Annotated in this window: 18 protein-coding genes and 1 pseudogene; 16 read left to right on the top strand and 3 right to left on the bottom strand. The window is 62.6% G+C overall.

Going from position 1 to position 25,104, the window contains the following annotated elements:
- The first annotated feature begins 120 nt into the window (after positions 1–120).
- The 3 genes from PSH80_RS17025 (at position 121) to PSH80_RS17015 (ending at position 3,051) form a co-directional block, all read left to right on the top strand.
- A complete protein-coding gene (locus tag PSH80_RS17025) occupies positions 121–996 on the top strand; it encodes a pirin family protein (protein WP_115128575.1) in 876 nt (291 codons plus the stop codon).
- A 70-nt stretch (positions 997–1,066) separates the two neighbouring features.
- Positions 1,067–2,509, top strand: a complete 1,443-nt coding sequence (locus PSH80_RS17020) for a mechanosensitive ion channel domain-containing protein (RefSeq protein WP_305417632.1) — start codon at positions 1,067–1,069, stop codon at positions 2,507–2,509.
- 104 nt (positions 2,510–2,613) lie between these two features.
- Complete coding sequence (locus PSH80_RS17015; protein ID WP_170060508.1) at positions 2,614–3,051, top strand: carboxymuconolactone decarboxylase family protein; 438 nt, start codon at positions 2,614–2,616, stop codon at positions 3,049–3,051.
- A gap of 91 nt (positions 3,052–3,142) precedes the next feature.
- Here the strand turns inward: PSH80_RS17015 and PSH80_RS17010 are convergent, their stop codons facing one another.
- Complete coding sequence (locus PSH80_RS17010; protein ID WP_305417630.1) at positions 3,143–5,305, bottom strand: TonB-dependent siderophore receptor; 2,163 nt, start codon at positions 5,303–5,305, stop codon at positions 3,143–3,145.
- A gap of 191 nt (positions 5,306–5,496) precedes the next feature.
- On the opposite strand from PSH80_RS17010, the gene PSH80_RS17005 reads away from it, so the two are divergent.
- Entirely contained in the window at positions 5,497–6,276 is a 780-nt protein-coding gene (locus tag PSH80_RS17005; RefSeq protein ID WP_198830960.1) for an acetoin reductase, read from the top strand.
- Between the two features lie 129 nt (positions 6,277–6,405).
- Here the strand turns inward: PSH80_RS17005 and PSH80_RS17000 are convergent, their stop codons facing one another.
- On the bottom strand, positions 6,406–8,268 hold the full coding sequence (locus tag PSH80_RS17000) for a sigma-54-dependent Fis family transcriptional regulator (protein ID WP_198830961.1): 1,863 nt from the start codon (positions 8,266–8,268) through the stop codon (positions 6,406–6,408).
- 309 nt (positions 8,269–8,577) lie between these two features.
- Here PSH80_RS17000 and PSH80_RS16995 point away from each other — a divergent pair, with 309 nt between their 5' ends.
- The 3 genes from PSH80_RS16995 to PSH80_RS16985 are packed head-to-tail and all read left to right on the top strand — an operon-like array spanning position 8,578 to position 11,701.
- On the top strand, positions 8,578–9,558 hold the full coding sequence (locus PSH80_RS16995) for a thiamine pyrophosphate-dependent dehydrogenase E1 component subunit alpha (RefSeq protein WP_057445001.1): 981 nt from the start codon (positions 8,578–8,580) through the stop codon (positions 9,556–9,558).
- A gap of 23 nt (positions 9,559–9,581) precedes the next feature.
- Positions 9,582–10,601: an alpha-ketoacid dehydrogenase subunit beta gene (locus PSH80_RS16990; RefSeq protein ID WP_057959071.1), complete on the top strand. Its 1,020-nt coding sequence runs from the start codon at positions 9,582–9,584 to the stop codon at positions 10,599–10,601.
- The gene (locus tag PSH80_RS16985; protein WP_169961230.1) at positions 10,598–11,701 is read left to right on the top strand and encodes an acetoin dehydrogenase dihydrolipoyllysine-residue acetyltransferase subunit; all 1,104 of its coding nucleotides are present in this window, start codon (positions 10,598–10,600) and stop codon (positions 11,699–11,701) included. Before PSH80_RS16990 ends, PSH80_RS16985 begins: the two co-directional genes overlap by 4 nt.
- A 114-nt stretch (positions 11,702–11,815) precedes the next feature.
- Here PSH80_RS16985 and PSH80_RS16980 read toward each other — a convergent pair whose 3' ends face one another.
- A complete protein-coding gene (locus PSH80_RS16980; RefSeq protein WP_128593789.1) occupies positions 11,816–12,712 on the bottom strand; it encodes a helix-turn-helix domain-containing protein in 897 nt (298 codons plus the stop codon).
- A 138-nt stretch (positions 12,713–12,850) separates the two neighbouring features.
- Between PSH80_RS16980 and PSH80_RS16975 the strand changes: the two are divergent.
- From PSH80_RS16975 to PSH80_RS16935, 9 genes and pseudogenes are all read left to right on the top strand, one after another.
- A pseudogene (locus PSH80_RS16975) lies at positions 12,851–14,211 on the top strand (glutamine synthetase family protein).
- A gap of 32 nt (positions 14,212–14,243) precedes the next feature.
- On the top strand, positions 14,244–15,332 hold the full coding sequence (locus PSH80_RS16970) for a polyamine ABC transporter substrate-binding protein (RefSeq protein ID WP_057438494.1): 1,089 nt from the start codon (positions 14,244–14,246) through the stop codon (positions 15,330–15,332).
- Positions 15,329–16,624 carry an FAD-binding oxidoreductase gene (locus PSH80_RS16965; RefSeq protein WP_057959074.1) on the top strand — a complete coding sequence of 432 codons (1,296 nt, stop codon included), beginning with the start codon at positions 15,329–15,331 and terminating at the stop codon, positions 16,622–16,624. Before PSH80_RS16970 ends, PSH80_RS16965 begins: the two co-directional genes overlap by 4 nt.
- Positions 16,625–16,710: 86 nt before the next feature.
- Entirely contained in the window at positions 16,711–18,066 is a 1,356-nt protein-coding gene (locus PSH80_RS16960; protein WP_057959075.1) for an MATE family efflux transporter, read from the top strand.
- A 51-nt stretch (positions 18,067–18,117) separates the two neighbouring features.
- On the top strand, positions 18,118–19,830 hold the full coding sequence (locus tag PSH80_RS16955; RefSeq protein ID WP_305417623.1) for a caspase family protein: 1,713 nt from the start codon (positions 18,118–18,120) through the stop codon (positions 19,828–19,830).
- The gene (locus PSH80_RS16950; protein ID WP_057959077.1) at positions 19,827–20,693 is read left to right on the top strand and encodes an alpha/beta hydrolase; all 867 of its coding nucleotides are present in this window, start codon (positions 19,827–19,829) and stop codon (positions 20,691–20,693) included. The genes PSH80_RS16955 and PSH80_RS16950 overlap by 4 nt, the downstream gene beginning before the upstream one ends.
- Positions 20,694–20,969: 276 nt before the next feature.
- Positions 20,970–21,470 carry a sigma-70 family RNA polymerase sigma factor gene (locus PSH80_RS16945; protein WP_057438495.1) on the top strand — a complete coding sequence of 167 codons (501 nt, stop codon included), beginning with the start codon at positions 20,970–20,972 and terminating at the stop codon, positions 21,468–21,470.
- Between the two features lie 32 nt (positions 21,471–21,502).
- Positions 21,503–22,471 carry a FecR family protein gene (locus PSH80_RS16940; protein WP_305420615.1) on the top strand — a complete coding sequence of 323 codons (969 nt, stop codon included), beginning with the start codon at positions 21,503–21,505 and terminating at the stop codon, positions 22,469–22,471.
- Positions 22,472–22,555: 84 nt separating this feature from the next.
- Complete coding sequence (locus PSH80_RS16935) at positions 22,556–24,952, top strand: TonB-dependent receptor (RefSeq protein ID WP_128593787.1); 2,397 nt, start codon at positions 22,556–22,558, stop codon at positions 24,950–24,952.
- The last annotated feature ends 152 nt before the right edge of the window (positions 24,953–25,104 follow it).

Genomic DNA, 25,104 nt, shown 5'->3' with positions numbered 1-25,104 from the left:
GGCTATGACTGCGAAGCGCCGCGGTTAAGTCGTCCCATCCATGGAACGATGCGAGCCAAATCCGCTGTCTAGTGCCTTATTGGTATTGGATTTAAGGTGGATGCACTTTGGAGGTCCATCATGAAAAACATCATTGGTATCTACACCAGCCCACGCGGCCATTGGGTCGGCGACGGTTTTCCGGTTCGTACGCTGTTTTCCTACGACACCATGGGCAAGCACATCAGCCCGTTCCTGCTGCTGGACCACGCCGGCCCGGCGGATTTCACCCCCACCACGCAGCGACGTGGCGTGGGCCAGCATCCCCATCGCGGCTTTGAAACCGTGACCATCGTCTACGACGGCGAAGTCGAGCACCGCGATTCCACGGGTGCCGGCGGCACCATCGGCCCGGGCGATGTGCAGTGGATGACTGCGGCCAAAGGGATCCTGCATGAAGAGTTCCATTCCGAAGCCTTCGCCAAACGGGGCGGCGCCCTGGAAATGGTGCAACTGTGGGTCAACCTGCCGGCCAAGGACAAAATGAGCGAAGCCGGCTACCAGACCATTCTCGACGGCGATATTCCGTCGTTGCCCCTGGCCAACGGTGCCGGCAGCCTGCGCCTGATTGCCGGTGAGTTCGCTGGCCGCACCGGGCCGGCACGCACCTTCACGCCGATTGACGTGTGGGACCTGCGCCTCAAGGGCGGCAAGGCCGTGACCCTGGACCTGCATGCCGGGCGCAATACCGCGCTGGTGGTGCTCAAAGGCACCGTGCAAGTCAACGGCCAGGAACTGGCACGCGAAGGGCAACTGGTGCTGTTTGAGCGCGAGGGCGATCAGCTCAGCCTGGAGTCCAACGCCGACGCCATGGTGCTGCTGCTCAGTGGTGAGCCCATCGACGAGCCCATCGTCGGTCACGGTCCGTTTGTGATGAACACCGAGCAAGAGATTCACCAGGCCTTCGCCGACTTCCAGTCCGGCCAGTTCGGCCAAATGCACGGCGCCTCCCGCTGATTGGCGGCGCCCTATACCCGCCAACTGCATTTCATGCGATCTTCAGGGCATTCGCCCTGGAGTCGCCTGGATGCTGTCTTTTCTCTCCGATCACCCGATGCTGTGCGCCCTGGCGCTGATCCTTATCGATATCGTCGTCTGGCGTCTGTTTTCGGCCAGCCCCGGCAACTGGAAGCTGATTGCGCGGCTGGGGATTTTCGCGGTGTTCAGCGCCGTGCTGTTCAACGACGGCATGAACCCCATGCAACTGGCGCCGTATGCCGACAACACCCCGCTGCACCTGGCTGCCACGGCCTTGCAGATCGCCTGGTGGTTGTTTGCCGCGCGCACCCTGACGGTGTTGCTCGGCGCGCTGATGATGCAGCGGGTCGGCCACACCGGGCGGTTGCTGCAAGACCTGATGGGCGCGGTGATTTTCCTGATCGCGATCATCGCGGCCATGGCCTACGTGCTCGACCTGCCGGTCAAGGGCGTACTGGCCACCTCCGGCGCGGTGGCGATCATCGTCGGCCTGGCGCTGCAAAGCACCTTGAGCGACGTGTTCTCCGGAATCGTGCTCAACACCACCAAGCCCTACCAACTGGATGACTGGATCTCCATCGACGGCACCGAAGGCCGGGTGACGGATATCGACTGGCGCGCCACGCGCCTGCAAACCTCCCAGGGCAGCATGGCGGTGATCCCCAATTCACTGGCGGCCAAGGCCAAGATCATCAATTTCTCACGCCCGGCGGATATGTTCGGCCTGGCGGTGAGCCTGCAAGTCAGCCCCCATGCGCGCCCGCAAACAGTATTGGAAGCCCTGGAACGGGCCATGCAAGGTTGCCGGCAATTGCTGGCCAAGCCGGCGCCGAGCGTGGCCTTCAAAACCTCTACCGGTGGTGGCGTGGAGTATGAAATCAGCGGCTTCGTGCCGGCCATGGCCCTCAAGCGCGAGGTGCGCAACCAGCTTTATGACCTGGCCTACCGGCACTTGCAGGCGGCCGGTGTGAGCCTGTTGTCGAGCGCCGAAAGCCCGACCTCGCCGGCCACTACACCCGCACGGGCACTGCTGGAAAGCTCGAGTATCTTCTCGACCCTGCGCCAAGAAGAGAAGGAAACCTTCAGCCAGAACATGACCCTGCACACCTTCCGCGCCGGTGAGATGATCCTGCCGAGGGGGGAGGTCAGCGATCACCTGTTTATCATCGAGTCCGGGGTGGTTTCGGTGATGCTGGTCAAGGCCGGGCACGCGTTCGAAGCCGGGCGCATGGGGCCAGGAGAAGTGATTGGCGAAGCCGGGATTCTGGGGGCGCAAAGCGTGCCGGCGGACTTTGTGGCCAAGACCTACTGCACCCTCTACCGCATCGAAAAGGAATACCTCAAGCCGTGCCTGGATGCGCGTCACGATATCAGTGAAGCCATGCAGAACCTCCTGGATTTCCGCCTGCACACCGCCCAGCACCTGACCCAGGACGCACCGATCATGCCGGTGAAAAAGGGCTTTTTACAGTGGCTGCGCCGCCGGGCCTGAAGCGCCTGGCATTGGCTACCTGTTCTTCGTCAGGATTGGCTATTTGTGCGAGGCAGTGGGGTGATTAAGCTGGGCGCCAATTCCCACTGTCCTGGAGTAACACCATGTCTGCTCGCATTGATTTCTACACCGCGTCCCCCGATGCGATGAAAGCCATGCTCGCCCTGGAAGCCGCCGTCGGCAAACTGTCCATTGAACTGCCGCTGCTGGAGCTGGTGCGCCTGCGTGTCTCCCAGATCAACGGCTGCGCCTTCTGCCTGGATATGCACACTGCCGATGCCCGCAAGGGCGGCGAGACCGAGCGCCGCTTGTGCACCCTGTCGGCCTGGCGCGAAACGCCGTTCTTCACCCCGCGCGAACGCGCCGCCCTGGCCTGGGCCGAAAGCCTGACGCTGATCAGCCAGACCCACGCCTCGGACGAAGACTATGCGTTGCTCAATGCCGAGTTCAGCGCCGCCGAACAGGTTGACCTGAGTCTGGCCATTGCCACCATCAACAGTTGGAACCGCCTGGCGGTGGGCTTTCGCAAGATGCCTAAGTAAAGACATTCAAGGGTAGGCGCTGGCCATTGTGGGAGCTGGCTTATGTGGGAGCTGGCTCCCACATAAGCCAGGTTTCACATTGGGGCGGGGGTCAGAAGTTGATGGAAGCACTCAGGCGTGCTGTCAATGGCGCACCCTGGAACAGGTAGTCATCGCCCATGTATTCGCCCGCATCACGCCAGTAGCGTTTGTCGAACAGGTTGTCGACGCTCAGGCGGAACACCGTTTCATAGCCGTCGACCTGGGTGGTGTAGCGGCTGCCGATGTTGACCAGCGCATAATCCCCCACTTCCACATTGCCGGTACGGTTGGCGTTCTTGCTGGCGCTGTATTGCACGCCGCCGAGTACCGCCAGGCCGTTGACCCATGGCAGGGCGTAGTCGGCGTATACACTGGCGCGCAGCTTGGGCACGTTGATCGTCTGGTGGCCTTCGTATTGCGGCGTGCCGCTGCCGCTCACCCGGGCGCGAATCGCCGCCACGCTGGTCGCAATCTGCAGACGCTCGGTGGCCCAGCCATTGGCTGACAGCTCCAGGCCGGTGTTTTTCTGCTGGCCCTGCTGCACGTAGGTGAAGCCTCCGGCGTTGTCGGGCTTGGCGTACTGGTAGGCCTGGCGTGTCTGGAACACCGCGGCGGCGAAGCTGATGCGGCGCCAGTCGTATTTCACCCCGGCTTCGATCTGCCGGGAGACGGTCGGCGCAAGGATTTCCCCATCATTGTTCGCATACCACGGTGCCTCACCGCCCAGTGACAGGCCCTTGCTGTAGCTGGTGTACAACGAGATGTTTTCCACTGGCTTGTAGATCAGCGCAGCGTTGGGCAGGAACTCGTACTGCTGGGTGTGACGCTCCTGCACGCCATGTTGATCGAAGGATTTTTCATCCAGGCGCACTTCGCGGCCACCGAGCACGGTTTGCCATTGCTCGTTGAAGCTGATGCGGTCGGTGACGAACAGCCCGTACTGGCGGCTGTCGAGACGCCGGTGACTGTCGTTCAGGGGCTTGTCGGTGGGCGGGAAGGTTTCCGGGTCCTGATTGATATTGCCGCTGCCGACGTATTCATTGACCGACTTGCGCTTGTCGATCACCCGGCGGAAGGCGCTGGTGCCGAAGGTCAGTTCATGGCTCAGGCCGGCCGTGCTGAACAGGCCGGTCATGGCCGCCTGGATTTCATCATTGCGCCGGGTGTCGTCAGGGCTGCGGTAGTCAGCGATGTCGTAGTTGCCTTCCGGGCTGAAGTAGTTCGGCACTTTGACGCCGGCGCAACTGGGGGAGCCGTAGCAACCCCAGGCAAACGAACTGTAGTCATCAATCACCACCTTGCTGCGGGCCGCGCTGACGCTGCCTTTCCACTGGTCACTGAAGCGGTACTCGAACTTGCCGTTGAGGTTCAGCGAGTCGATCCCCACCTGCTTGGAGCCGCTCTGGTGGCCGAGCAGTTTTTTCGGCGAGGCGTCATGGGGCACTTCGGTGCCGCCGAGCAACTGGTAGCCGGGCACCGAGCGCTGTTGTTTGTCCTGGTATTCGGCATCCAGTTGCAGCACGGCGTCGGGGCTGATGTTCCAGTCGAAGGCCAGGGATACAAAGTCCCGCTGGCCATTGGCATGTTCGACATAGGAATTGAGGTCTTCATGGGCGACGTTGGCGCGCAAGCCAAATTGCTGCTCGCTGCCAAACCAGCCGCCGACATCGGTGGCGATATAGCCGCTGCCGCGATCATCGGTGGACACCGTGACCGAGCGCACGTCTTCCGGGCGTTTGGTCACGTAGTTGATCACGCCGCTGGGCTCGGAAATCCCGCTTTGCAGGCCCGCCAGGCCCTTGAGCAACTCCACCCGCTGCTTGTTTTCCAGGGCTACATTCTGCTCGCCGGTGATGGTGCGCCCGTTGATCTTGTAGCTGCTGGCGGCATTCAGGGAAAAACCCCGGACCACGAAATTTTCGTAGTAGCCAATCGGCGCGTAGCTTTCGCCCACCGAGGCGTCGTTGCGCAGCACTTCACTGAGCAGGCGTGCCTGCTGGTCCTTGATCAGCGCGGCGTTGATCACGGTGATCGAGGCCGGGGTGTCGAGCAGCGGTGCTTCATTGAAGCCGCCGACCGACGCGCTTTGCGCACGATAACCGGACTCATCCTGGCCCTGGATGTTCAGCGCCGGCAGTTCCAGCTCAGCCGCCAGGCTGTTGCCGGTGCCGCCGCTGAGCAGCAGGCCGAGGGCCAAATGTGAGGTGACGACGGGGCGAAAACGCAAAAGCATGGGGGCAAGGCCTTAAAGCGCGGGGCGGGGCGCATAAGCTAGGCATAAGTGCGCGTCTTTACAAGTACTCGCCTCAGCCCGGCTGCTTGAGACGTTGCGTCTCAAACCCTGCGCCAATTCATCCGGGCCTCGACAGCGTGACCCCGCACCTGCGATAGACAAGGCTTCGCTTATCGTTGCAGGAGATCATCATGGGTATCGCTGGAAAAGTTGCACTGGTGACCGGCGCCGGGCAGGGCATTGGCCGGGCCATTGCCCTGCGCCTGGCGCGGGACGGGGCGGATATCGCCCTGGTCGACATCAATAGCGCCAAGCTCGAAGCCGTGGCGGCCGAGGTCGTGGCACTCGGGCGCAAGGCCTCGGTGTTTACCGCCGACGTGTCCAAGCGCGAGCAGGTGGTCGCGGCGGTCGAGCATGCGCACCAGACCCTGGGCGGCTTTGACATCATCGTCAATAACGCCGGGGTGGCGCAGATTGACTCGCTGCTGGACGTGACCCCGGAACAGGTCGAACGCACCCTGGGCATCAACGTACAGGGCGTGTTGTGGGGCATCCAGGCGGCGGGCAATAAATTCAAGGCGCTCAAACAGAATGGCAAGATCATCAATGCCTGCTCGATTGCCGGGCACGAAGGCTTTGCACTGCTGGGGGTGTATTCGGCGACCAAGTTTGCCGTGCGTGCCCTGACTCAGGCAGCGGCCAAGGAACTGGCAAGCGCCGGGGTGACGGTGAATGCCTATTGCCCAGGCGTGGTGGGCACCGATATGTGGGTCGAGATCGACAAGCGCATGGCCGAGATTACCGGCGCGCAAGTGGGGGCAACGTACAAGAAGTACGTGGATGGCATTGCCCTGGGCCGTGCAGAAACACCGGAGGATGTGGCGGGCCTGGTGGCCTACCTGGCCGGCCCGGATTCGGACTACATGACCGGCCAGGCGCCGCTGATCGACGGTGGCCTCGTCTACCGCTAAACCCCAGAGTCGACTCGGTAAAAATGTGGGAGCAGGCTTGCTCGCGAAAGCGGTGTATCAGTAACAAGCAAGCTACCTGACACACCGCTTTCGCGAGCAAGCCCGCTCCCACATTTGGATTGCATTGTGTCAGGGGTGTTTACCGGGCATATCAATGCCCAGCTGCTTGACCCGGCGATACAGGGTCGCGCGGGAAATCCCCAGCGCCTGCGCCGCCGGCAATGGCTTCCAGCGATGGCGTACCAGCGCATCCAGCAGCACCTGCCGCTCCGGGCTCATACTGTGCTCGAGCTCGACCTCCAGCCGTTCACCACGCACCTCCAGCGGCAAGTCCGCCAACTGGATCGTGCCGCCGTCACACACCGCACAGGCATACGCCAGCACATGGCGCAGTTGCCGCACATTACCCGGCCAGGCGTAGCCCAGCAGCCGCTCCAGCGCAGCCTGGCCGATGCCGACCGTGACCCCGCTGCTGCGCGCTTCCTGCTCCAGCAGCCGGTTGATCAAGGCCAGTTTGTCGGTGCGCTCGCGCAGGGGCGGCAGGGTGACGCGGGCGCAGCCCAGGCGAAAGTACAGGTCTTCACGGAAACGCCCCTCACTGACCAGGCTCGCCAGGTCACGGTGGCTGGCGCAGATCACCTGAATATCCACCGCGCGGGTTTTCGCCGCACCCAGCGGCGCCACTTCACCTTCGGCCATCACCCGCAGCAAGCGGGTCTGCAGGGCCAGGGGCATATCGCCGATTTCATCGAGGAACAGCGTGCCGCCATGGGCCTGCTGCAACAGCCCGGTCATGCCCTTGCTGGACGCGCCGGTAAAGGCCCCGGCGACGTAGCCGAACAGCTCGCTTTCGATCAGGTTTTCCGGGATCGCCGCACAGTTCACCGCCACGAATGGTGCGTCGCGGCGTGCGCTGCGGGCGTGCAGTTGGCGGGCAAAGACTTCCTTGCCAGCCCCGGTTTCACCCTGCACCAGCACCGGCAGGTTGCGGTCCTTGACGCGCACCGCCAGGCGCAGGTGTTCTTCCACCCGGGGGTCGACCTGGGGGTTGGGCGCCACCCGCGCCGGTTGGCGTTGCGGCGTGTTGAGTCGCACATGGAGCACCCCGGCTTCGCCGCGCCACTGCAGTTGCTGGACCGATTGATCGGTCACCGCGCGTAGGGCATCGAGGTCGAACACCTCGCCGATATGCACCGGCACCTGGCCAAAACGCCGGCGCAGTGCCTGGCGCGCCTTGCTGTTCAAGGCTTGCAGGCGTCCGTCCTGGTCCCAGGCCAGCAGCAGGTCGGGTTGGCTGTCGACATAACCCGGGGTGCTGTGGGCCTGCAGTACCCAGTGCCGCGCAGCGCTGTGCATGAAGAAGGCGTTTTCGATGGCCTGGGCGCTCTGCGCCACCATCTGCCGCACCAGGTGCTGGCTGCGGCGGTCATCCGGCGATTGCAGTGCCGAGGCGTCCATCACCCCCAGCAGGTTGCCCTGGGGGTCGAAGATCGGCGCGGCGGAGCAGGTCAGGTTGATAAAGGCGGCGCGGAAGTGATCGCGCTTGTGCACCGTCACCGCCGCCTGGCTGGTCAGCACCGTGGCCACGCCGCAGGTGCCTTCTTCGGCCTCTGACCAGCAAGTGCCCAGGTACAGGCCGGCCTTGCGACAGTCGCTGCGGATGGCCGCGTCTACCCGGTGGTCGATGGTCTGGCCCTGGGCATCGGTGAGCATCACGCAGTAGTCGGCGTGGCGCACGCGGTGGTGCAACTGGCTGACTTGCTCGCTGGCAATGCGCATGAACAGTTCGGCACGTTCGCGGCATTCCTTGAGCAGCGGCTCGGTGAGGATCCGTGGCCCCTGCAGCGAGCCGGGATCGAGGTGGTGCTGCTCCATGGAGCGGCGCCATGAATCGAAAATCAGCGACGGCACCGGCGCCTGGGGCAGGCGCTCGGCATTGCGGACCACGCGACTGACGCAGTCGACGTGCTCTCTGGAGTTCGCGGCGAGCATAAGGCCTCCGGTTCTCGATCTTTGTTGTTATGCCCGCCATTAAGCGCCCAGGGGCGCAGGGGGACAAGGGCGGCCTGACCAACTGCCCGCCTTGAGACGCAGCGTCTCATCCTGCCTGAGACGCAACCTGCACGCTGCAATGCGCCGTCTCATTGTGCGGTGGCATGCCGCACCGGCACAACCGCACGGCACTGCTCTGGGTCAAGGCTTTGCCAGGTTTTAGCGGGCCTTGGCACAGGCTGTGCTGAACAGGTTGCAGCTGGCCACAGCCAGCCTTTTGTGTGTCGAGACAACCTGGAGAACAACAAGATGTCCACTCACCTGTCCACCGATCAACTGCTGCATGCCTACACCGTGATGCGCACCATCCGTGATTTCGAAGAGCGCCTGCATGTGGAATTCGCCACCGGCGAGATCCCCGGGTTCGTGCACCTGTATGCCGGCCAGGAGGCCTGCGCCGCCGGGGTCATGGCCCACCTCAACGATGAAGATTGCATCGCCTCCAACCACCGTGGCCACGGCCATTGCATCGCCAAGGGCGTGGATGTGTTCGGCATGATGGCCGAGATCTACGGCAAGAAAACCGGGGTATGCGGTGGCAAGGGGGGCTCCATGCACATTGCCGACCAGGAGAAGGGCATGCTCGGCGCCAACGGCATTGTCGGCGCCGGTGCGCCGCTGGCGGCCGGCGCGGCCCTGGCGTCCAAGCTCAAGGGCAGCCAGGGCGTGGCCGTGGCGTTTTTTGGCGACGGCGGTTCCAACGAGGGCGCGGTGTTCGAGGCGATGAACCTGGCCGCGATCATGAAACTGCCGTGCCTGTTCGTCGCCGAAAACAATGGTTATGCCGAAGCCACCGGTTCCGGCTGGTCGGTGGCGTGTAAGGACATTGCCGAGCGCGCCGTGGGTTTTGGCATGCCGGGGGTGATTGTCGATGGCAATGATTTCTTTGCCGTCCACGCAGCGCTGGGCGTGGCGGTGGCGCGGGCGCGCCAGGGCGAGGGGCCGACCCTGGTCGAGGTCAAGCTGCACCGCTTCTACGGCCACTTTGAGGGCGATGCGCAAACCTATCGCGGCCGCGATGAAGTGAAAAACCTGCGCGAAACCCAGGATTGCCTGGCGCTGTTTCGCCAGCGCTGCAGTGCCGAAGGCTGGTTGCAGGCGGCGCAGTTCGAGCGCATCGACGCCGAAGTCGCGCAGTTGATCGACGACGCCGTGCGCCTGGCCAAGTCCGATCCCAAGCCCCAGGCCGCCGACCTGCTCAGCGATGTCTACGTCGCCTACCGCTCATAACAACAAGACCCGGAGAGAATTTCATGGCTCGTAAAATCAGTTATCAGCAGGCAATCAACGAAGCCCTGGCCCAGGAAATGCACCGCGACCAGAGCGTCTTTATCATCGGCCAGGATGTATCCGGCGGCACCGGCGCCCCTGGCGAGCAGGATGCCTGGGGCGGCGTGCTGGGCGTCACCAAGGGCCTGTACCCGGAGTTCCCTGACCGCGTGCTGGATGCGCCGCTGTCCGAAGTCGGTTACGTGGGCATGGCCGTCGGCGCCGCCACCCGGGGCATGCGCCCGGTGTGCGAGTTGATGTTCGTCGACTTTATCGGCTGCTGCCTCGACCAGTTGCTCAACCAGGCCGCCAAGTTTCGCTACATGTTCGGTGGCAAGACCACCACGCCCCTAGTGGTGCGCGCCATGTACGGCGCCGGCCTGCGCGCTGCGGCCCAGCATTCGCAGATGCTCACCTCGATGTGGACGCACATCCCCGGCCTGAAGGTGGTGTGCCCGGCCACGCCCTATGACGCCAAGGGCATGCTGATCCAGGCGATCCGCGACAACGACCCGGTGATTTTCCTTGAGCACAAGATGCTCTATAGCCTGCAAGGCGAAGTACCGGAGGAGCTGTATACCGTGCCCTTCGGCGAGGCCAACTTTGTGCGCGAAGGCAACGACGTGACCCTGGTGACCTACGGGCGCATGGTGCATGTGGCCCTGGAAGCTGCGGCCAACCTGGCGCGCCAGGGTATCGACTGCGAAGTGCTGGACCTGCGCACCACCAGCCCGCTGGATGAAGACAGCATCCTTGAAAGCGTGGAAAAAACCGGGCGCCTGGTGGTGATCGACGAGTCCAACCCACGCTGCTCGATTGCCACGGATATCAGCGCCCTGGTGGCCCAGCGTGGGTTTTCCTTCCTGCGTGCGCCGATTGAGATGGTCACCGCGCCGCATACGCCGGTGCCGTTTTCCGATGCCCTGGAAGACCTGTACATCCCCGACGCGGCGAAGATCGAGGCCGCGGTGCGCAAGATCGCTGACAAGAGGACTGCGGCATGATCCATACCTTGACCATGCCCAAGTGGGGGCTGTCGATGACTGAAGGCCGGGTCGATGTCTGGCTCAAGCAGCCGGGCGACCGGGTAGAGAAGGGCGAGGAAGTGCTCGACGTGGAGACCGACAAGATCTCCAGCAGTGTCGAGGCGCCGTTCAGTGGGGTGTTACGCCGAGTGCTGGCGCAGAGCGACGAGACCTTACCGGTGGGGGCATTACTGGGGATTGTGGTGGAGGGTGACGCCACCGAGGCTGAAATCGACGGCGTGATCGACAGCTTCAATGCCGGCTTTGTCTCCAGCAGCGCCGAGGCGCAGGCGTCGGGGCCGAGTGCGCAGAAAGTCGAGCTGGGCGGGCGCCTGCTGCGCTACCTCGACCTTGGCGAGGGTGGCCTACCGCTGGTGCTGATCCACGGGTTTGGCGGCGACTTGAACAACTGGCTGTTCAACCATCCGGCCCTGGCCGCCGAGCGCCGAGTGATCGCCCTCGACTTGCCGGGGCATGGCGAGTCGGGCAAGCACTTGCACAGTGGCGATGCCGAGGAATTGAGCCAGGCGGTGCTGGCCTTGCTCGATCACCTCAAGCTCGACCGGGTGCACCTGGCCGGGCATTCCATGGGCGGATTGGTTTCGCTGACGGTGGCGCGCCAGGCACCGCAGCGGGTCGCCTCCCTGGTATTGATCGCCAGCGCCGGCCTGGGGGCGGATATCAACGGTGATTACCTGCAGGGATTCACCGAGGCCAATAACCGCAACGCGCTCAAGCCGCAGCTGGTGCAACTGTTCAGCGACCCGGCGCTGGTCACACGGCAGATGCTGGAGGACATGCTCAAGTTCAAGCGCCTGGAGGGGGTTGATCAGGCGTTGCGTCAACTCAATGCCAAGCTGTTCGACGGCGGGCGACAGATGCTTGATCTGCGTTCGGTGGTGGGGCAGCAGCCGAGCCTGGTGATCTGGGGCAGTGACGACGCCATTATCCCGGTACGGCATGCCCAGGGGTTGCAGGCCCAAGTGGAGGTCTTGCCGGGGCAGGGGCATATGGTGCAGTTGGAGGCGGCGGAGCAAGTGAATCAGTTGCTGAGTCTCTTCCTCAAATCTCAAGCCTGATAGCAATCAAATGTGGGAGCGGGCTTGCTCGCGAATACGGTGGGTCAGTCAGACATTTATTGCCTGACACACCGCTTTCGCGAGCAAGCCCGCTCCCACAGGGTTGACCGTGTATCAACCATGACGCTTGAGGGTTTCGCTGGGCAGTTCCTTGAACAACGCGCGGTAGCTATTGGAAAACCGCCCCAGATGCCAGAACGACCAATTCATCGCCACCTCGGCCACCGTGGTCTGGTCGCAGCTCAACAACTCGCGCCGTGCGCCGTTCAACCGGCGCAGGCGCAACCACTGCGCCGGGCTCATCCCGGTGTAGGTCTTGAAGCCCTGTTGCAACTGGCGCAACGGCACGCCGGCAATCTGCGCCAGTTGCAGCAGGTTGACGGTCTCATCCGGCGCATCCGCCGCCCACGCGCCGATGCGCGCCATCAGCCGGCGTTCTTCACTGCGGCGCTGCAATGAGTAGCGGTCCAGGCACACGCAAGCGTTGTCGAGGATAAACAGGCAATCGTCGAGCAGTTGCAGGGTGAGGGCGTCGCGGCTGATCGGGTCGATCTCACTGGACAAGCGCGTCAGGGTGCCACTGAGCCAGCGGCTGAACAGCGCGTTCTGTTGGCAGGTCAACGGCGCCATGAACAGGCCTTCGAGTCTGGCCACATCCAGGCCATGGCGTTGCACGAACTGCGGGCCGAACACCACGGCCACTTCCCGGTAGTTTTCCGGGGTGATCCAGGTGTTGCGGCTTTCGCCATTGAGCAGGTACAGCGCGTTGTCGCTGCCGTCGAAACAGAACGCCAGGGCGCCTGGCGGCGCGTTGAAGTGCTGCTCGACGCGGGTGTTCATGCACTCTTCGTACACCTGCACCCCCTGCAGGTCGAGGTAGCGGATCTGCCCGGCAAAATGCCCCGGGGACATCTGCTGGTACTGCTGTACCCAACCGGGTGTCGCACTGCATTGGGCGGCCACATCACCGGTGGTGAAGGCCTGTACGCGCAAAGCTGTTGCCTGTGTCATGGGTGATCCGTGCGCACTCTATTGGTGCGTTGTGGGTCGTGCAAAGTGGATAGATGCCTGGGTAAGGCTGGCCCAAGATAGACCTCAATGCGCCGGGAGTACAAGTCGGCGCAGCACCCAACCCATGCCGAGGTCTTTATGAATGCCCCTTTCGATCAGCTGTCCACCTGGCTGAAAGAACACAAGATTACCGAAGTCGAATGCGTGATCAGCGACCTGACGGGCATTGCCCGCGGCAAGATTGCGCCCACCAACAAGTTCCTGCATGAGCGCGGCATGCGCCTGCCGGAAAGTGTGTTGCTGCAAACGGTAACCGGGGATTTTGTCGACGACGATATCTACTACGACCTGCTGGACCCGGCCGATATCGACATGATCTGCCGCCCGGTGGCCAACGCCACCTACGTGGTGCCGTGGGCCATCGAGCCCACCGCCATTGTGATCCACGACACTTTCGACAAGCAGGGCAACCCCATTGAGTTGTCGCCGCGCAATGTGTTGAAAAAAGTCCTGCAGCTGTATACCGACCAGGGCTGGCAGCCGATTGTCGCGCCGGAAATGGAGTTTTACCTGACCCAGCGCTGCGAAGACCCGGACCTGCCGCTGAAAACCCCGGTGGGCCGGTCCGGGCGTGCCGAGACCGGGCGCCAGTCGTTTTCCATCGACGCGGCCAACGAGTTCGACCCGTTGTTTGAAGATGTCTATGACTGGTGCGAAGCCCAGGGCCTGGACCTCGACACGCTGATCCATGAAGACGGCCCGGCGCAGATGGAAATCAACTTCCGCCACGGCGACGCCCTCGACCTGGCCGACCAGATCACCGTATTCAAACGCACCCTGCGCGAAGCGGCGCTCAAGCACAATGTGGCCGCGACCTTTATGGCCAAGCCGGTGGCCGACGAGCCGGGCAGCGCCATGCACCTGCACCAGAGCGTGGTGGAGATCGCCACCGGCAAGCCGGTATTTGTCGACGCCGATGGGCAGATGAGCCCGCTGTTCTTGCAGCACATTGGCGGCTTGCAGAAATACATCCCGATGCTGCTGCCGATGTTTGCGCCCAACGTCAACTCGTTCCGCCGCTTCCTGCCCGACACCTCGGCCCCGGTCAACGTGGAGTGGGGCGAAGAAAACCGCACCGTCGGCCTGCGCGTGCCGACCTCCAGCCCCGACGCGATGCGCGTCGAAAACCGTCTGCCTGGGGCCGATGCCAACCCCTACCTGGCCATCGCCGCCAGCCTGTTGTGCGGCTACCTGGGGATGATCGAGAAGATCGAACCGAGCGCTCCGGTGGAAGGCCGTGCCTATGAGCGGCGCAACCCTGCGCCTGCCGATCACCATCGAAGATGCCCTGGCGCGCATGGAGGCCTGCGACACGGTCAAGCAGTACCTGGGGGACAAGTTCGTGCGCGGGTATGTCGCGGTGAAACGCGCCCGAGCATGAGAATTTCAAGCGGGTGATCAGCTCCTGGGAGCGTGAGTTCCTGTTGCTGAGTGTCTGACTCCACCATCAACCATAAAAAAAGGTGTCGATATGCGTCTCGTCAAACAGCTCCTCCCACTGGCCCTCGCCGCAGTGTTCAGCAGCGCCAGCCATGCCGCGCCGACGGTCAGTGTCTACAACTGGACTGACTACATCGGCGAGACCACCCTGGCCGACTTCCAGGCCAAGACGGGAATCAAGGTGGTCTACGACGTGTTCGACTCCAATGAAACCCTGGAGGGCAAGCTGCTGGCGGGGCGTACCGGGTATGACGTGGTGGTGCCGTCCAATCACTTCCTGGGGCGCCAGGTAAAGGCCGGGGCGTTCCTTGAATTGGACCGTGCGCAACTGCCCAACTACCCGAACCTGGACCCCAAGTTGCTCAAGCTGCTGGAGCAGAACGATCCCGGCAATGCCCATGCGGTGCCGTACCTGTGGGGCACCAATGGCATCGGCTATAACGTCGACAAGGTCAAGCAAGTACTGGGCATCGACCACATTGATTCGTGGGCGGTGATGTTCGAGCCCGAGAACCTGAAGAAACTGCAGCAATGCGGGGTGGCGTTCCTCGATTCGGCAGATGAAGCATTCCCGGCGATCCTCAACTATATGGGCATGGACCCGCGCAGCGAGACGGTCGGCGATTATGCCAAGGCCGAGGCCAAGCTGCTGACCCTGCGTCCGTACATCACCTATTTCCATTCCTCCAAATACATCTCGGACCTGGCCAACGGCGATATCTGCGTGGCCTTCGGTTACTCCGGCGATGTGTTCCAGGCCGCCAACCGCGCCAAGGAAGCCAAGAATGGCGTGAACATCGCCTATGCAATTCCCAAGGAGGGCAGCAACCTGTGGTTCGACTTGCTGGCGATTCCCGCAGACGCCACCAACCCGAAACAGGCCCACGCGTTTATCAACGACCTGCTGGACCCCGAAGTCATCGCCAAGATCAGCACCTATGTCGGCTACGCCAACGCCAACCTGGCGGCGAAGACTTTCATGGCGCCGGAACTGGTGAATAACCCCGAGGTGTACCCGCCCCAGGACGTGCTCGACAAACTGTACATTTCCACCACCCCCAGCCCGGCCATCATGCGTGTGATGACCCGGGCCTGGAGCAAAGTGAAGTCCAACCGATGAATCAGTCCCAAGACCATGCCCGTTCCTATTACCTGGCGTCGGCCAATGCCATGCCCCAGCGCGCGGCGCTGGCCGAGGACCTGAGCGCCGATGTGTGTGTGATCGGCGGCGGCTTTACCGGCGTCAACACCGCGATTGAACTGGCCCAGCGCGGCCTGTCGGTGATCCTCCTGGAAGCCCGGCGCATCGGCTGGGGCGCCAGCGGGCGCAATGGCGGGCAGTTGATCCGGGGGATCGGCCATGACGTCTCGGGTTTTGCCCGGCATGTGGGCGAGGAGGGCGTGCGTTACCTGCAACGGGCCGGGATCGACTCGGTAGCGTTGGTCGGTGAGCGCATCCGGGAGCATGGGATCGACTGCGACCTGCGCTGGGGCTTTTGCGAGTTGGCCAATACACCGGCGCAATTTGCTGCGTTCAAGGGGGAGCAGGAAAGCCTCGCGGCCCTGGGGTACCTGCCTGAAACCCGCCTGGTGGCGGCGCAGGATATGGCGCAGGTGGTCGGCTCTCAACTGTACGCCGGGGGCCTGGTGGACATGGGCTCGGGCCACTTGCATCCGCTGAACCTGGTATTGGGCGAGGCCCGTGTGGCCGAGGCGCTGGGTGTGCGGATTTTCGAGCACAGCGCGGTGCTGCAATTGATCCATGGCGACACCGTGCAGGTGCGCTGCGCCGGCGGCAGCGTGCGGGCTGGTAGCCTGGTGTTGGCGTGCAATGCGCACCTCGACGAACTGGAGCCGCGCCTGAGTGGCAAGGTGCTGCCGGCCGGCAGCTATATCATCGCCACCGAACCGTTGCCGGCTGCGCTCGCCGACGAACTGATCCCGCAGAACCTGGCGCTGTGCGACCAGAAAGTCGGCCTGGACTACTACCGGCTTTCCGCCGACCGTCGGCTGTTGTTCGGTGGCGCCTGTCATTATTCGGGACGTGACCCGGTCGATATCGCCGCGTACATGCGGCCGAAGATGCTCAAGGTATTCCCGCAACTGGCCAACACCGCCATCGACTTCCAATGGGGCGGCAAGATCGGGATTACCGCCAATCGCTTTCCCCAGGTCGGGCGGTTGCAGCAGTACCCCAACGTGTTTTACGCCCAGGGCTATTCCGGGCATGGGCTTAACGTCACGCACTGGTGCGCACGGCTGCTGGCCGAGGGGATCCACGCAGGTGTCAGCCAGGGCCTGGACACCTTCAGCCGGGTGCCGCACATGACCTTTCCCGGCGGCAAGGCTTTACGCTCGCCGTTACTGGCGCTGGGCATGGTGTGGTACCGGCTTCGGGAAATGCTGGGATAGGTGGGTAGCGGTTTAAAACACTGCATGATCGGATCCAATACGCTATAACCCCTCGGTCGCTGTGTCATTCCGAGGCCCCGCTTTTCATGCAGAACCCTTTGCAACGCCCGTTGTGGCAGGTGTACCTGTTCTTTCTTGCGCCGATGGTGCTGTCCAACTTCCTCCAGAGTTTTTCCGGCACCCTCAATGGCATTTATGTCGGGCAGATGCTCGGCACCCAGGCGCTGGCGGCGGTGTCGGGGATGTTTCCCATCGTGTTCTTTTTTATCGCCCTGGTGATTGGCCTGGGGGCGGGCGCCTCGGTGCTGATCGGCCAGGCCTGGGGCGCGGGGGAAACCGCACTGGTCAAGGTCATCACCGGCGCGACCCTGACCCTGGGGGCGTTGATCGGGATTCTCGCCGCCGTGCTCGGCAGCCTGTTCGCCCGCCCGGCCATGCACGCGCTGGGCACGCCGCTGGATGTGCTGGACGACGCCGTCGGCTATGCCCAGGTGATGATGCTGATCATGCCGTTACTGCTGGTGTTCATCCTCTACACCCAATTGCTGCGAGGCGTGAGCGATACGGTGTCGCCGTTGCTGGCGCTGATGGTTTCAACGGTGGTCGGCCTGTTGCTGACCCCGGCCCTGATCCGCGGCTGGCTGGGGCTGGCGCCCATGGGCATCCAGAGCGCGGCCTATGCTGGCCTGGTGGCCAACGCCGTGGCCATGCTGTTTCTGGTGCTGCGCCTGCGCCATAAAAACCATGTGATGGCGCCGGACCGCGCATTATTGGCGGCCTTGCGCCTGGACCGGGCGATCCTCGGCAAAGTCCTGCGCATCGGCCTGCCCACCGGCTTGCAGATGGTGGTGCTGTCGTTGTCGGAGCTGGTGATCCTGGCGCTGGTCAACGGCCACGGCTCCCAGGCCACGGCGGCGTATGGCGCGGTGACGCAGATCGTCAACTATGTGCAGTTCCCGGCGCTGTCGATCGCCATCACCGCCTCGATCCTCGGCGCCCAGGCCATTGGCGCCGGGCGCCTGGAACGCATCGGGCCGATCCTGCGCACCGGGCTTGCGATCAACCTGTGCCTGACCGGAGGCCTGATCGTGCTGGGCTACGCCTTGTCCCACTGGCTACTGGGCCTGTTCATCACCGATGATCAGGCGCGGGTCCAGGCCGAACACCTGCTGCACATCATGCTCTGGAGCATTCTGGTGTTCGGCTTCCAGGCAGTGATTGGCGGCATCATGCGCGCCAGTGGCGTGGTGTTGATGCCGGTGGCGATCTCGATCTTCTGCGTGCTGGGCGTGGAACTGCCGGTGGCGTACCTGCTCAATGCACGCTTTGGCCTGGAAGGGGTGTGGATGGCGTTTCCGGTGACTTACCTGGTGATGCTGGGGTTGCAGACGGCGTATTACCGGTTGGTGTGGCGGCATAAGCAGATTAAGCGGTTGGTGTGAGTTGAGGCTGCGAGGGGCTGGATGGCATAGTGTCATCATGGAGAGAGACCTATGAAAAAAGCATTAATCGCAATCGGCGTCGACCGCGCCGGCCATTTCCCTGCACTGCGTGGCGCGGCCTCTGGGGCTGAGCAGGTGGGGGAATGGGGTAGGGAGCAAGGTTTCGAGACCACTGTTTTTTCCGATGCTGACGGCAAGGTCGTGGGGCCTGAGGAGATATTCGAGGCGATCAGTAAGATCGTGGAGAGCAGGACGTACTCTCAACTGGTGGTGTTCTTTTCCGGCCATGGTGTATTGAGAGCCCCGGATTGTGAGTTGTGGCTATTGTCCGAGGTGGGCAGGAATCCCAACCATGCCATCAACGTCAATGGCTCGATCAGCCTGGCGCGTCAGTGTGGTATCGAACACGTTGTGATCATTTCGGATGCATGCCGGTCGCTGGCGGGAACCCTTCAGGTGAGCATGGTCGACGGCTACCGGATATTTCCTGCTTATCGCTCTAACAACACGGCCCCGGAAGTGGATGTGTTTTATGCAGCGTTGCCTGGTGACCCCGCGCTGGAGGTACCGGCGGATGATGCCAATGAGCGTCACTGTGGGCTGTTGACCGAATGCATGCTCACTGCTTTGCGCGGCGACGTTCAAACGGTTATCGAAACTGTGATGACCGAGGGCGGTGCGCCGCAGCAAGTGGTTGCTTCGCGTCCACTCAAACAGCATCTGGCACACGCCATTCCCCAAGCAGCGCAAAGAGTTTCCATCGCTCTTTCCCAACGGCCGGAGTCGCGGGTGGAGTCGGCGTTGCCCAAGTTTCTGGCCACGATTGAGCATGGTGCCGGGGGGGCTGCAGCAGAGGGACCTCACTCACCACCCGACTTGACTGAACCTGCCGCTGCGCGGGGAAGCCTGGAGTGGCGTCAGGAGCATTTGATGCGTCCCAGATGGGGCAAGCCTCTTCCCAAGCGGGTATTGAATACCGAGATGCGGCGCCTTGTGGCAGCCATGGATAACCGTGAGACGGGTATGCAGACAGGGTTCCACGTGATTGGCGGCGAGATCGCTCTGATTTGCGAGATTGGGCGGGACCAGAAGACATGGCGCGGGATCGATGGGCCGAGCATTGAGATCCGTGGCGAGGCGGCGCGCACGTTGTACCTGCGCTTTAAGAACGGTACGAGCACTTTGGTGGCCGCCATGCCCGGTTTTGTTGGCACATTGATTGTTGAGGGCGGCCGCATCGTCACGATCAACTACACCCCGTCGGCCATGCGAGACCCCCATAACGACTATGAATATCTGGGAGAGGAACTGGAGATGCGTCGCGCCTATGTGGCCGTAGCCGCGCGCCAGGGCAGCTTTCGTTTGCCCCAGGCAACGCTGGCTTGGGACTCTGCCCGATATCTGCGCCTGCTCAAACGCATGGACCCGACCTTGGGCATTTATGCGGCCTATGCCTACCACCAGGCGGGAGATTTGAACGGCATCAGGAGTATTTACCGCTTTATGCAGGCCGACCGTCAGCTGATTCCTTTTGATGTGGCCATGCTCGCCATGGCGGGCGGCCGGAGGGAGCAGGTTATCTTGGACTACCTGCCCGGCGTGCCAATGCTGTCGCAGGGGTGGTCATTGCTGGGGGAGATGAAGCAATTGATGCCCTCTTTCCTCCTGGAGGCCGGACGCCATCTTGAACCTTCACTGTGGACGACCTTTTCCAAGAAGGGCTCGGCGATACTGGAACGACATTTTTCGGGGTATTTTCTGTGAAGCTGGTATTTATCCACGGGCGTGACCAACAGGGAAGCACCCGGGAAACCCTGGAAAAATTGTGGCTGGACTCGCTGTATATCGGCTGGGGGGAGGCAGGTCTTCCACGCCCCGAAGGGCTGTCTGTGACGATGGCGTTTTACGCCGATGAACTGGATGAACTGACGCGCGCCCTCAGCACCCCGCTGGCGCGTGGGGTGCGCCTGCGGGGCGATGAACAGGCGCAGGATGATTTTCGTGGCAGATTTTTGCAGGACATCGCGACCGCCAATGGCATGACCGACGCGCAGATCCAGGCGTTTCTCGATGAGCACAGCACCGAGAAGGGCCTTGGCAGTTCACCCTGGGTCCAGGCGCTGTTACGTGCAGTGGATCAGCGTACCGCCCTGGGTGAAGCCGCTCTTGATCGGTTCACGCGCGATGTCTATCTCTATCTGACTTACCCCGCCGTGTCGGATCGCATTACCGCCATCGTAAAGGCTGCCATTGCAGATGAGCCTTGTGTGGTGGTGGCACACTCCTTGGGGTCGATTGTTGCGTACCGGGCATTGCAGGAGCTTGGGCGTCGCGCCAATGTGCTGGGGTTGGTGACGGTGGGCTCGCCCCTGGGCCTGAACACCGTGCGCGAAATGCTCACCCCCCCTGCATTGTCGATGCCTGCGGGTGTGCAGCAGTGGTTCAATGCCTATGATCCGGGCGATGCGGTGGCGTTGTATCCACTGGACTCTACCCGCTGGAACATCACACCCGGTATCGAGAACTTCAAGGGCGTGAGTAACCATATGGCCAATCGGCATGGTATTGCGGGCTACCTTGATGATGTAACCGTCGCAACGTGGATGCATCAACGGTTAGTTAAGTGAGCGCAATGTCAACGTTCGTGAAAATCAAAGGTGGGAGCTGTCGAGCCCCTGCGAGGCTGCGATAGCGGTGGATCAGCCAACATCAATGTAAGCAGTGCCGACGCCATCGCAGCCTCGCAGGGGCTCGACAGCTCCCACCGGGTTTACCGGTGTTTGTTGGATTCTCACCATAACTGATCGGCGTTGGCGGCAATCGCAGCCAGGGCGACGGTCAGTAATTGCTCTCGTTAATAGGAAGCATTACTATTCACGCCCCGCCTACCCAGTGCACCGTCGATGACTCCCCAGCCGCCCCGCAGACCAGGCTTTTTCGCGTACTACGAAGAGTTGGTCGGGACCTGGACGCGTCGCTTGCGCAATCGCCAGCAGGCCGAGGACCTGGCCCACGATACGTTTGTGCGGGTATTGGAGTCCAAGTCGGCGCGGGTCGAGCAGCCGCGTGCCTATTTGCACCAGACGGCGCGCAATATCGCGGTGGATGCCTATCGGCGTGCAGACCGGCGCGAAGCACTGGAACTGCAAGGCCTTGACCAGAGTGCGCCGCACAGTGGCGACCCGGAGCATTTCATGCACGCCGTCCAGTTGGCGGACTCCATCGAGCGGGCCCTGGCCGAATTGCCCCTCAATTGCCGCAGGATTTTCATCTGGCAAAAAATCGAAGGCATGACCCAACAGGAAATCGCCGAGCGCCTGGGGCTTTCTAAAAACATGGTGGAAAAGTATATGATCCGCACCCTGCGGCATCTGCGCGAGCGCCTGGATGCGCTGGCCCCATGACCAATGCCCGCTTTGAAACAGGACCTTCCATGATGGATACCCGCGAGTGTGCCTGTGGCAGCGCAACGGTGCGCGACGAGGCGGCGCAGTGGTTTGTGCGTCTGCAGGACCCGCCCCTGAGCGTTGAGGACCAGGGTCTTTTTGACAGTTGGTGTAGGGAGCATCCCGCGCACCAGTATGAGTTCGAGGTGCTGCAGGGGCTGTGGAGCGCCGCCGACCTGCTGCCCAAGGTGCGTTTGCAGGCCCTGCTCGATACGCCTGTGCCGCGCAAGCGTCGCGGGGCCGTGGGCTATGCCATGGCGGCCAGCGTGTTGGCGGTGGCCGTCGGCCTTGGGTTGTTCAGTGGCCTGGACCACCCGCGCGGCTATGAGGCGCAATTCAGCACCGGGTTGGGCGAGCGTCGACAGGTGGCGCTGCCGGATGGCTCGCTGATGGACCTCAACAGCCGTAGCGTGGTGGCGGTGCATTACGAAAAGGGCCGGCGTGGGATCGAACTCAAGCAGGGTGAAGCGCTGTTCAGCGTTGAGCACGACACCCACCGGCCTTTTGTGGTGCAGGCCGGGGCAGGGCAGGTGACGGTCACCGGGACCCGGTTTGACGTGCGCCGCGACGATGACCAGACCCGCGTGGTGGTCGAGGCCGGAACGGTCAAGGTGCAAGGGCAGGCTGCCCAGCCAGCGGTCACCCTGACCGCCGGCCTCGGTACCTCGATCGACCTTCAGGGCGCGGTCGCGGCGGCCCGCCCGGTCAACGCCCAGGCACTGCTGGCCTGGCAGACCGGCAAGCTGGTGTTCAACGATGCCAGCCTGGCCGAGGTGGCCCGGGAAGTCTCGCGCTACCGCGAAAAACCCTTGCGGGTCAGCGCTGCCGCCAGCGAGTTGCGCCTGACCAGCGTGTTCAAATCCGATGACACCGATGCCTTGCTCAAGGCCCTGCCGCACATTCTGCCGGTGGCTCTGCGCACGCTGCCCGACGGTAGCCAGGAAATAATTTCACGCTAGGTTCAGGTTTTTTCCGAGTTCTTCGTCTTCTTGTCCAACTGCAACTGGTTTGCATTAACAGCCGCGCTTTCTTGGGATTACGACGTGACAAAACTCGCTGCGAACAACAATAAAACTGCCCGCTGGGCGCCATTGGCCCTGGCCCTGGCGATCAGTACTGCGGCCTATGCCGACGATGCCATCCACATCAAGGCCCAGCCACTGGGGGCGGCACTGAGCCAATTGGGCCAGCAAACCTCACTGCAAGTGTTTTTCAGCCCGCCGATGGTGGCCGGCAAACAAGCCCCGGCCGTCGATGGCAACCTGTCGCCGGAGCAGGCCCTGCGCCAGTTGCTGCAAGGCAGCGGCCTGGACTACCAGATCGACTCGGGCTCGGTGACATTGCATCCCCTCGCCACTGGCACCGGTGAAGCCGGTTCACCCCTGGAACTTGGCACGACCGCGATCCAGGTGGTGGGCGACTGGCTGGGCGATGCCAACGCCGAAGTGGTGCAGAACCATCCCGGCGCGCGTACCGTGATCCGGCGCGAGGCTATGGTAGAGCAGGGCGCGATGAACGTCGGTGACGTGCTGCGCCGGGTGCCTGGGGTGCAGGTGCAGGAATCCAACGGTACCGGTGGCAGCGATATTTCCCTCAACGTCGGCGTACGCGGTCTGACATCGCGCTTGTCGCCGCGCTCCACAGTGTTGATCGACGGCATTCCTGCGGCGTTCGCACCCTATGGCCAGCCCCAGTTGTCGATGGCACCGATTTCCGCCGGTAACCTGGAGAGCATCGACGTGGTACGCGGCGCCGGTTCCGTGCGGTATGGCCCACAGAACGTCGGCGGCGTGATCAACTTCGTGACCCGGGCGATCCCCGAGACCTTTTCCGGTGAGGTCGGCACCACCCTGCAGACCTCGTCCCATGGCGGCTGGAAACATGTCGACAACGCATTTATCGGCGGCACCGCAGACAACGGCATTGGCATGGCGCTCCTGTATTCCGGGGTCAATGGCAACGGTTATCGCGACAGCAACAACGGGAACGACATTGACGATGTGATCCTCAAGACCCACTGGGCGCCGACCGATCAAGACGATTTCACCCTCAATTTCCATTACTACGACGCCAGCGCCGACATGCCCGGCGGCCTGACCCAGAAGCAGTTCGACGCCAACCCTTACCAGTCGGTGCGCGACTGGGACAACTTCAGCGGCCGGCGCAAGGATGTGTCCTTCAAGTACATCCGCCAGATCGACGACCGCACCCAGGCCGAAGTGCTGACCTATTATTCCGACAGTTTCCGGGGCAGCAACATCGCCAACCGTGACCTGAAAACCCTCAGCTCCTACCCGCGGACCTACCACACGTTCGGCATCGAGCCACGGGTGTCCCATGTGTTCGAGCTGGGCCCGACCACCCAGGAAGCCAGTATCGGCTATCGCTACTTGAAAGAAGGCATGCACGAGCAGGCCACCAGTCTCAACCTGATCAACAACGTGCCGACGCCGGGTGGCCAGAGTGACGGCCATGTGTACCAGGACCGCACCGGTGGCACCGAGGCCAACGCGTTCTATATTGATGACAAGATCGACGTGGGCAAGTGGACGATTACCCCCGGTATCCGCTTTGAAAGCATCCGCACCCAATGGCATGACCGCCCGGTGGTGGCGCTCAATGGTTCCCGCACCCAGGAGAAGCACCGCGCGATCAAGAACAACGAACCGTTGCCGGCGCTGAGCGTGATGTACCACGTGTCCGATGCCTGGAAGCTGTTCGCCAACTATGAAACATCCTTCGGCAGCCTGCAGTATTTCCAGCTGGGCCAGGGCGGAAATGGCGACCAGACGGCCAACGGCCTGCAACCGGAAAAGGCCAAGACCTACGAGATCGGCACCCGCTACAACGACAACGTCTGGGGCGGCGAAGTGACGCTGTTTTACATCGACTTCTCCGATGAGTTGCAATACGTCAGCAATGACGTGGGCTGGACCAACCTGGGCGCGACCAAACACACGGGTATCGAAGCTTCGGCCCATTACGACCTGGCCGACCTCGACCCACGTCTGGAGGGCCTGAGTGCCAATGCCGGCTTTACCTACACCAAGGCGACCGCTGAAGGTGATGTGGCGTTCAAGGGCCGTGACCTGCCGTTGTACTCCCGGCAAGTGGCGACCCTGGGGCTGCGTTATGCCGTCAATCACTGGACCCATAACCTGGACGCGTATGCCCAGTCCGGCCAGCGCGCGCCAGGCACCACCAACACCTATATCACCGAACCGACCGCCGACGGCCAGTACGGGGATATCCCGGGGTATGTTTCCGTCAATGTGCGCAGTGGCTATGACTTCGGCCCGCAACTGTCGAACCTGAAGTTGGGTGTCGGGGTGAAAAACGTGTTTGACCAGCAGCACTTCACCCGTTCCAGCGACAACAACGCCGGGATTTACCTGGGTGAGCCACGCACCTTCTTTGTACAGGCGAGCGTGGGGTTCTGACGGGGAATCGTCGCCTGCCGGCGACGATTTTTCTATTGATGGGGGGCGTCGCTGCTGACGCCCTTCCACGCGCTTTTCCTCTTGGCCTTTCTCTTGCTCCTTACGATCCTTCAGCCGAGGTTGAAGGGGACGTTGGCGGGCTTCCTACCTTT

The sequence above is a fragment of the Pseudomonas sp. FP818 genome, from assembly GCF_030687335.1.
In the GTDB taxonomy this organism is placed as follows: domain Bacteria; phylum Pseudomonadota; class Gammaproteobacteria; order Pseudomonadales; family Pseudomonadaceae; genus Aquipseudomonas; species Aquipseudomonas shahriarae.
Note: the sequence above shows the minus strand (reverse complement) of the source record. Positions and strands in the feature narration are given on the sequence as shown.

Coding starts and splice junctions, on each gene's coding strand:
- PSH80_RS16965 (WP_057959074.1), top strand. CDS start 15,329: ATGAATCAGTCCCAAGACCATGCCCGTTCCTATTACCTGGCGTCGGCC.
- PSH80_RS17020 (WP_305417632.1), top strand. CDS start 1,067: ATGCTGTCTTTTCTCTCCGATCACCCGATGCTGTGCGCCCTGGCGCTG.
- PSH80_RS17005 (WP_198830960.1), top strand. CDS start 5,497: ATGGGTATCGCTGGAAAAGTTGCACTGGTGACCGGCGCCGGGCAGGGC.
- PSH80_RS16945 (WP_057438495.1), top strand. CDS start 20,970: ATGACTCCCCAGCCGCCCCGCAGACCAGGCTTTTTCGCGTACTACGAA.
- PSH80_RS17000 (WP_198830961.1), bottom strand. CDS start 8,268: ATGCTCGCCGCGAACTCCAGAGAGCACGTCGACTGCGTCAGTCGCGTG.
- PSH80_RS17025 (WP_115128575.1), top strand. CDS start 121: ATGAAAAACATCATTGGTATCTACACCAGCCCACGCGGCCATTGGGTC.
- PSH80_RS16955 (WP_305417623.1), top strand. CDS start 18,118: ATGAAAAAAGCATTAATCGCAATCGGCGTCGACCGCGCCGGCCATTTC.
- PSH80_RS16995 (WP_057445001.1), top strand. CDS start 8,578: ATGTCCACTCACCTGTCCACCGATCAACTGCTGCATGCCTACACCGTG.
- PSH80_RS17015 (WP_170060508.1), top strand. CDS start 2,614: ATGTCTGCTCGCATTGATTTCTACACCGCGTCCCCCGATGCGATGAAA.
- PSH80_RS16960 (WP_057959075.1), top strand. CDS start 16,711: ATGCAGAACCCTTTGCAACGCCCGTTGTGGCAGGTGTACCTGTTCTTT.
- PSH80_RS16985 (WP_169961230.1), top strand. CDS start 10,598: ATGATCCATACCTTGACCATGCCCAAGTGGGGGCTGTCGATGACTGAA.
- PSH80_RS16940 (WP_305420615.1), top strand. CDS start 21,503: ATGGATACCCGCGAGTGTGCCTGTGGCAGCGCAACGGTGCGCGACGAG.
- PSH80_RS16980 (WP_128593789.1), bottom strand. CDS start 12,712: ATGACACAGGCAACAGCTTTGCGCGTACAGGCCTTCACCACCGGTGAT.
- PSH80_RS16970 (WP_057438494.1), top strand. CDS start 14,244: ATGCGTCTCGTCAAACAGCTCCTCCCACTGGCCCTCGCCGCAGTGTTC.
- PSH80_RS17010 (WP_305417630.1), bottom strand. CDS start 5,305: ATGCTTTTGCGTTTTCGCCCCGTCGTCACCTCACATTTGGCCCTCGGC.
- PSH80_RS16990 (WP_057959071.1), top strand. CDS start 9,582: ATGGCTCGTAAAATCAGTTATCAGCAGGCAATCAACGAAGCCCTGGCC.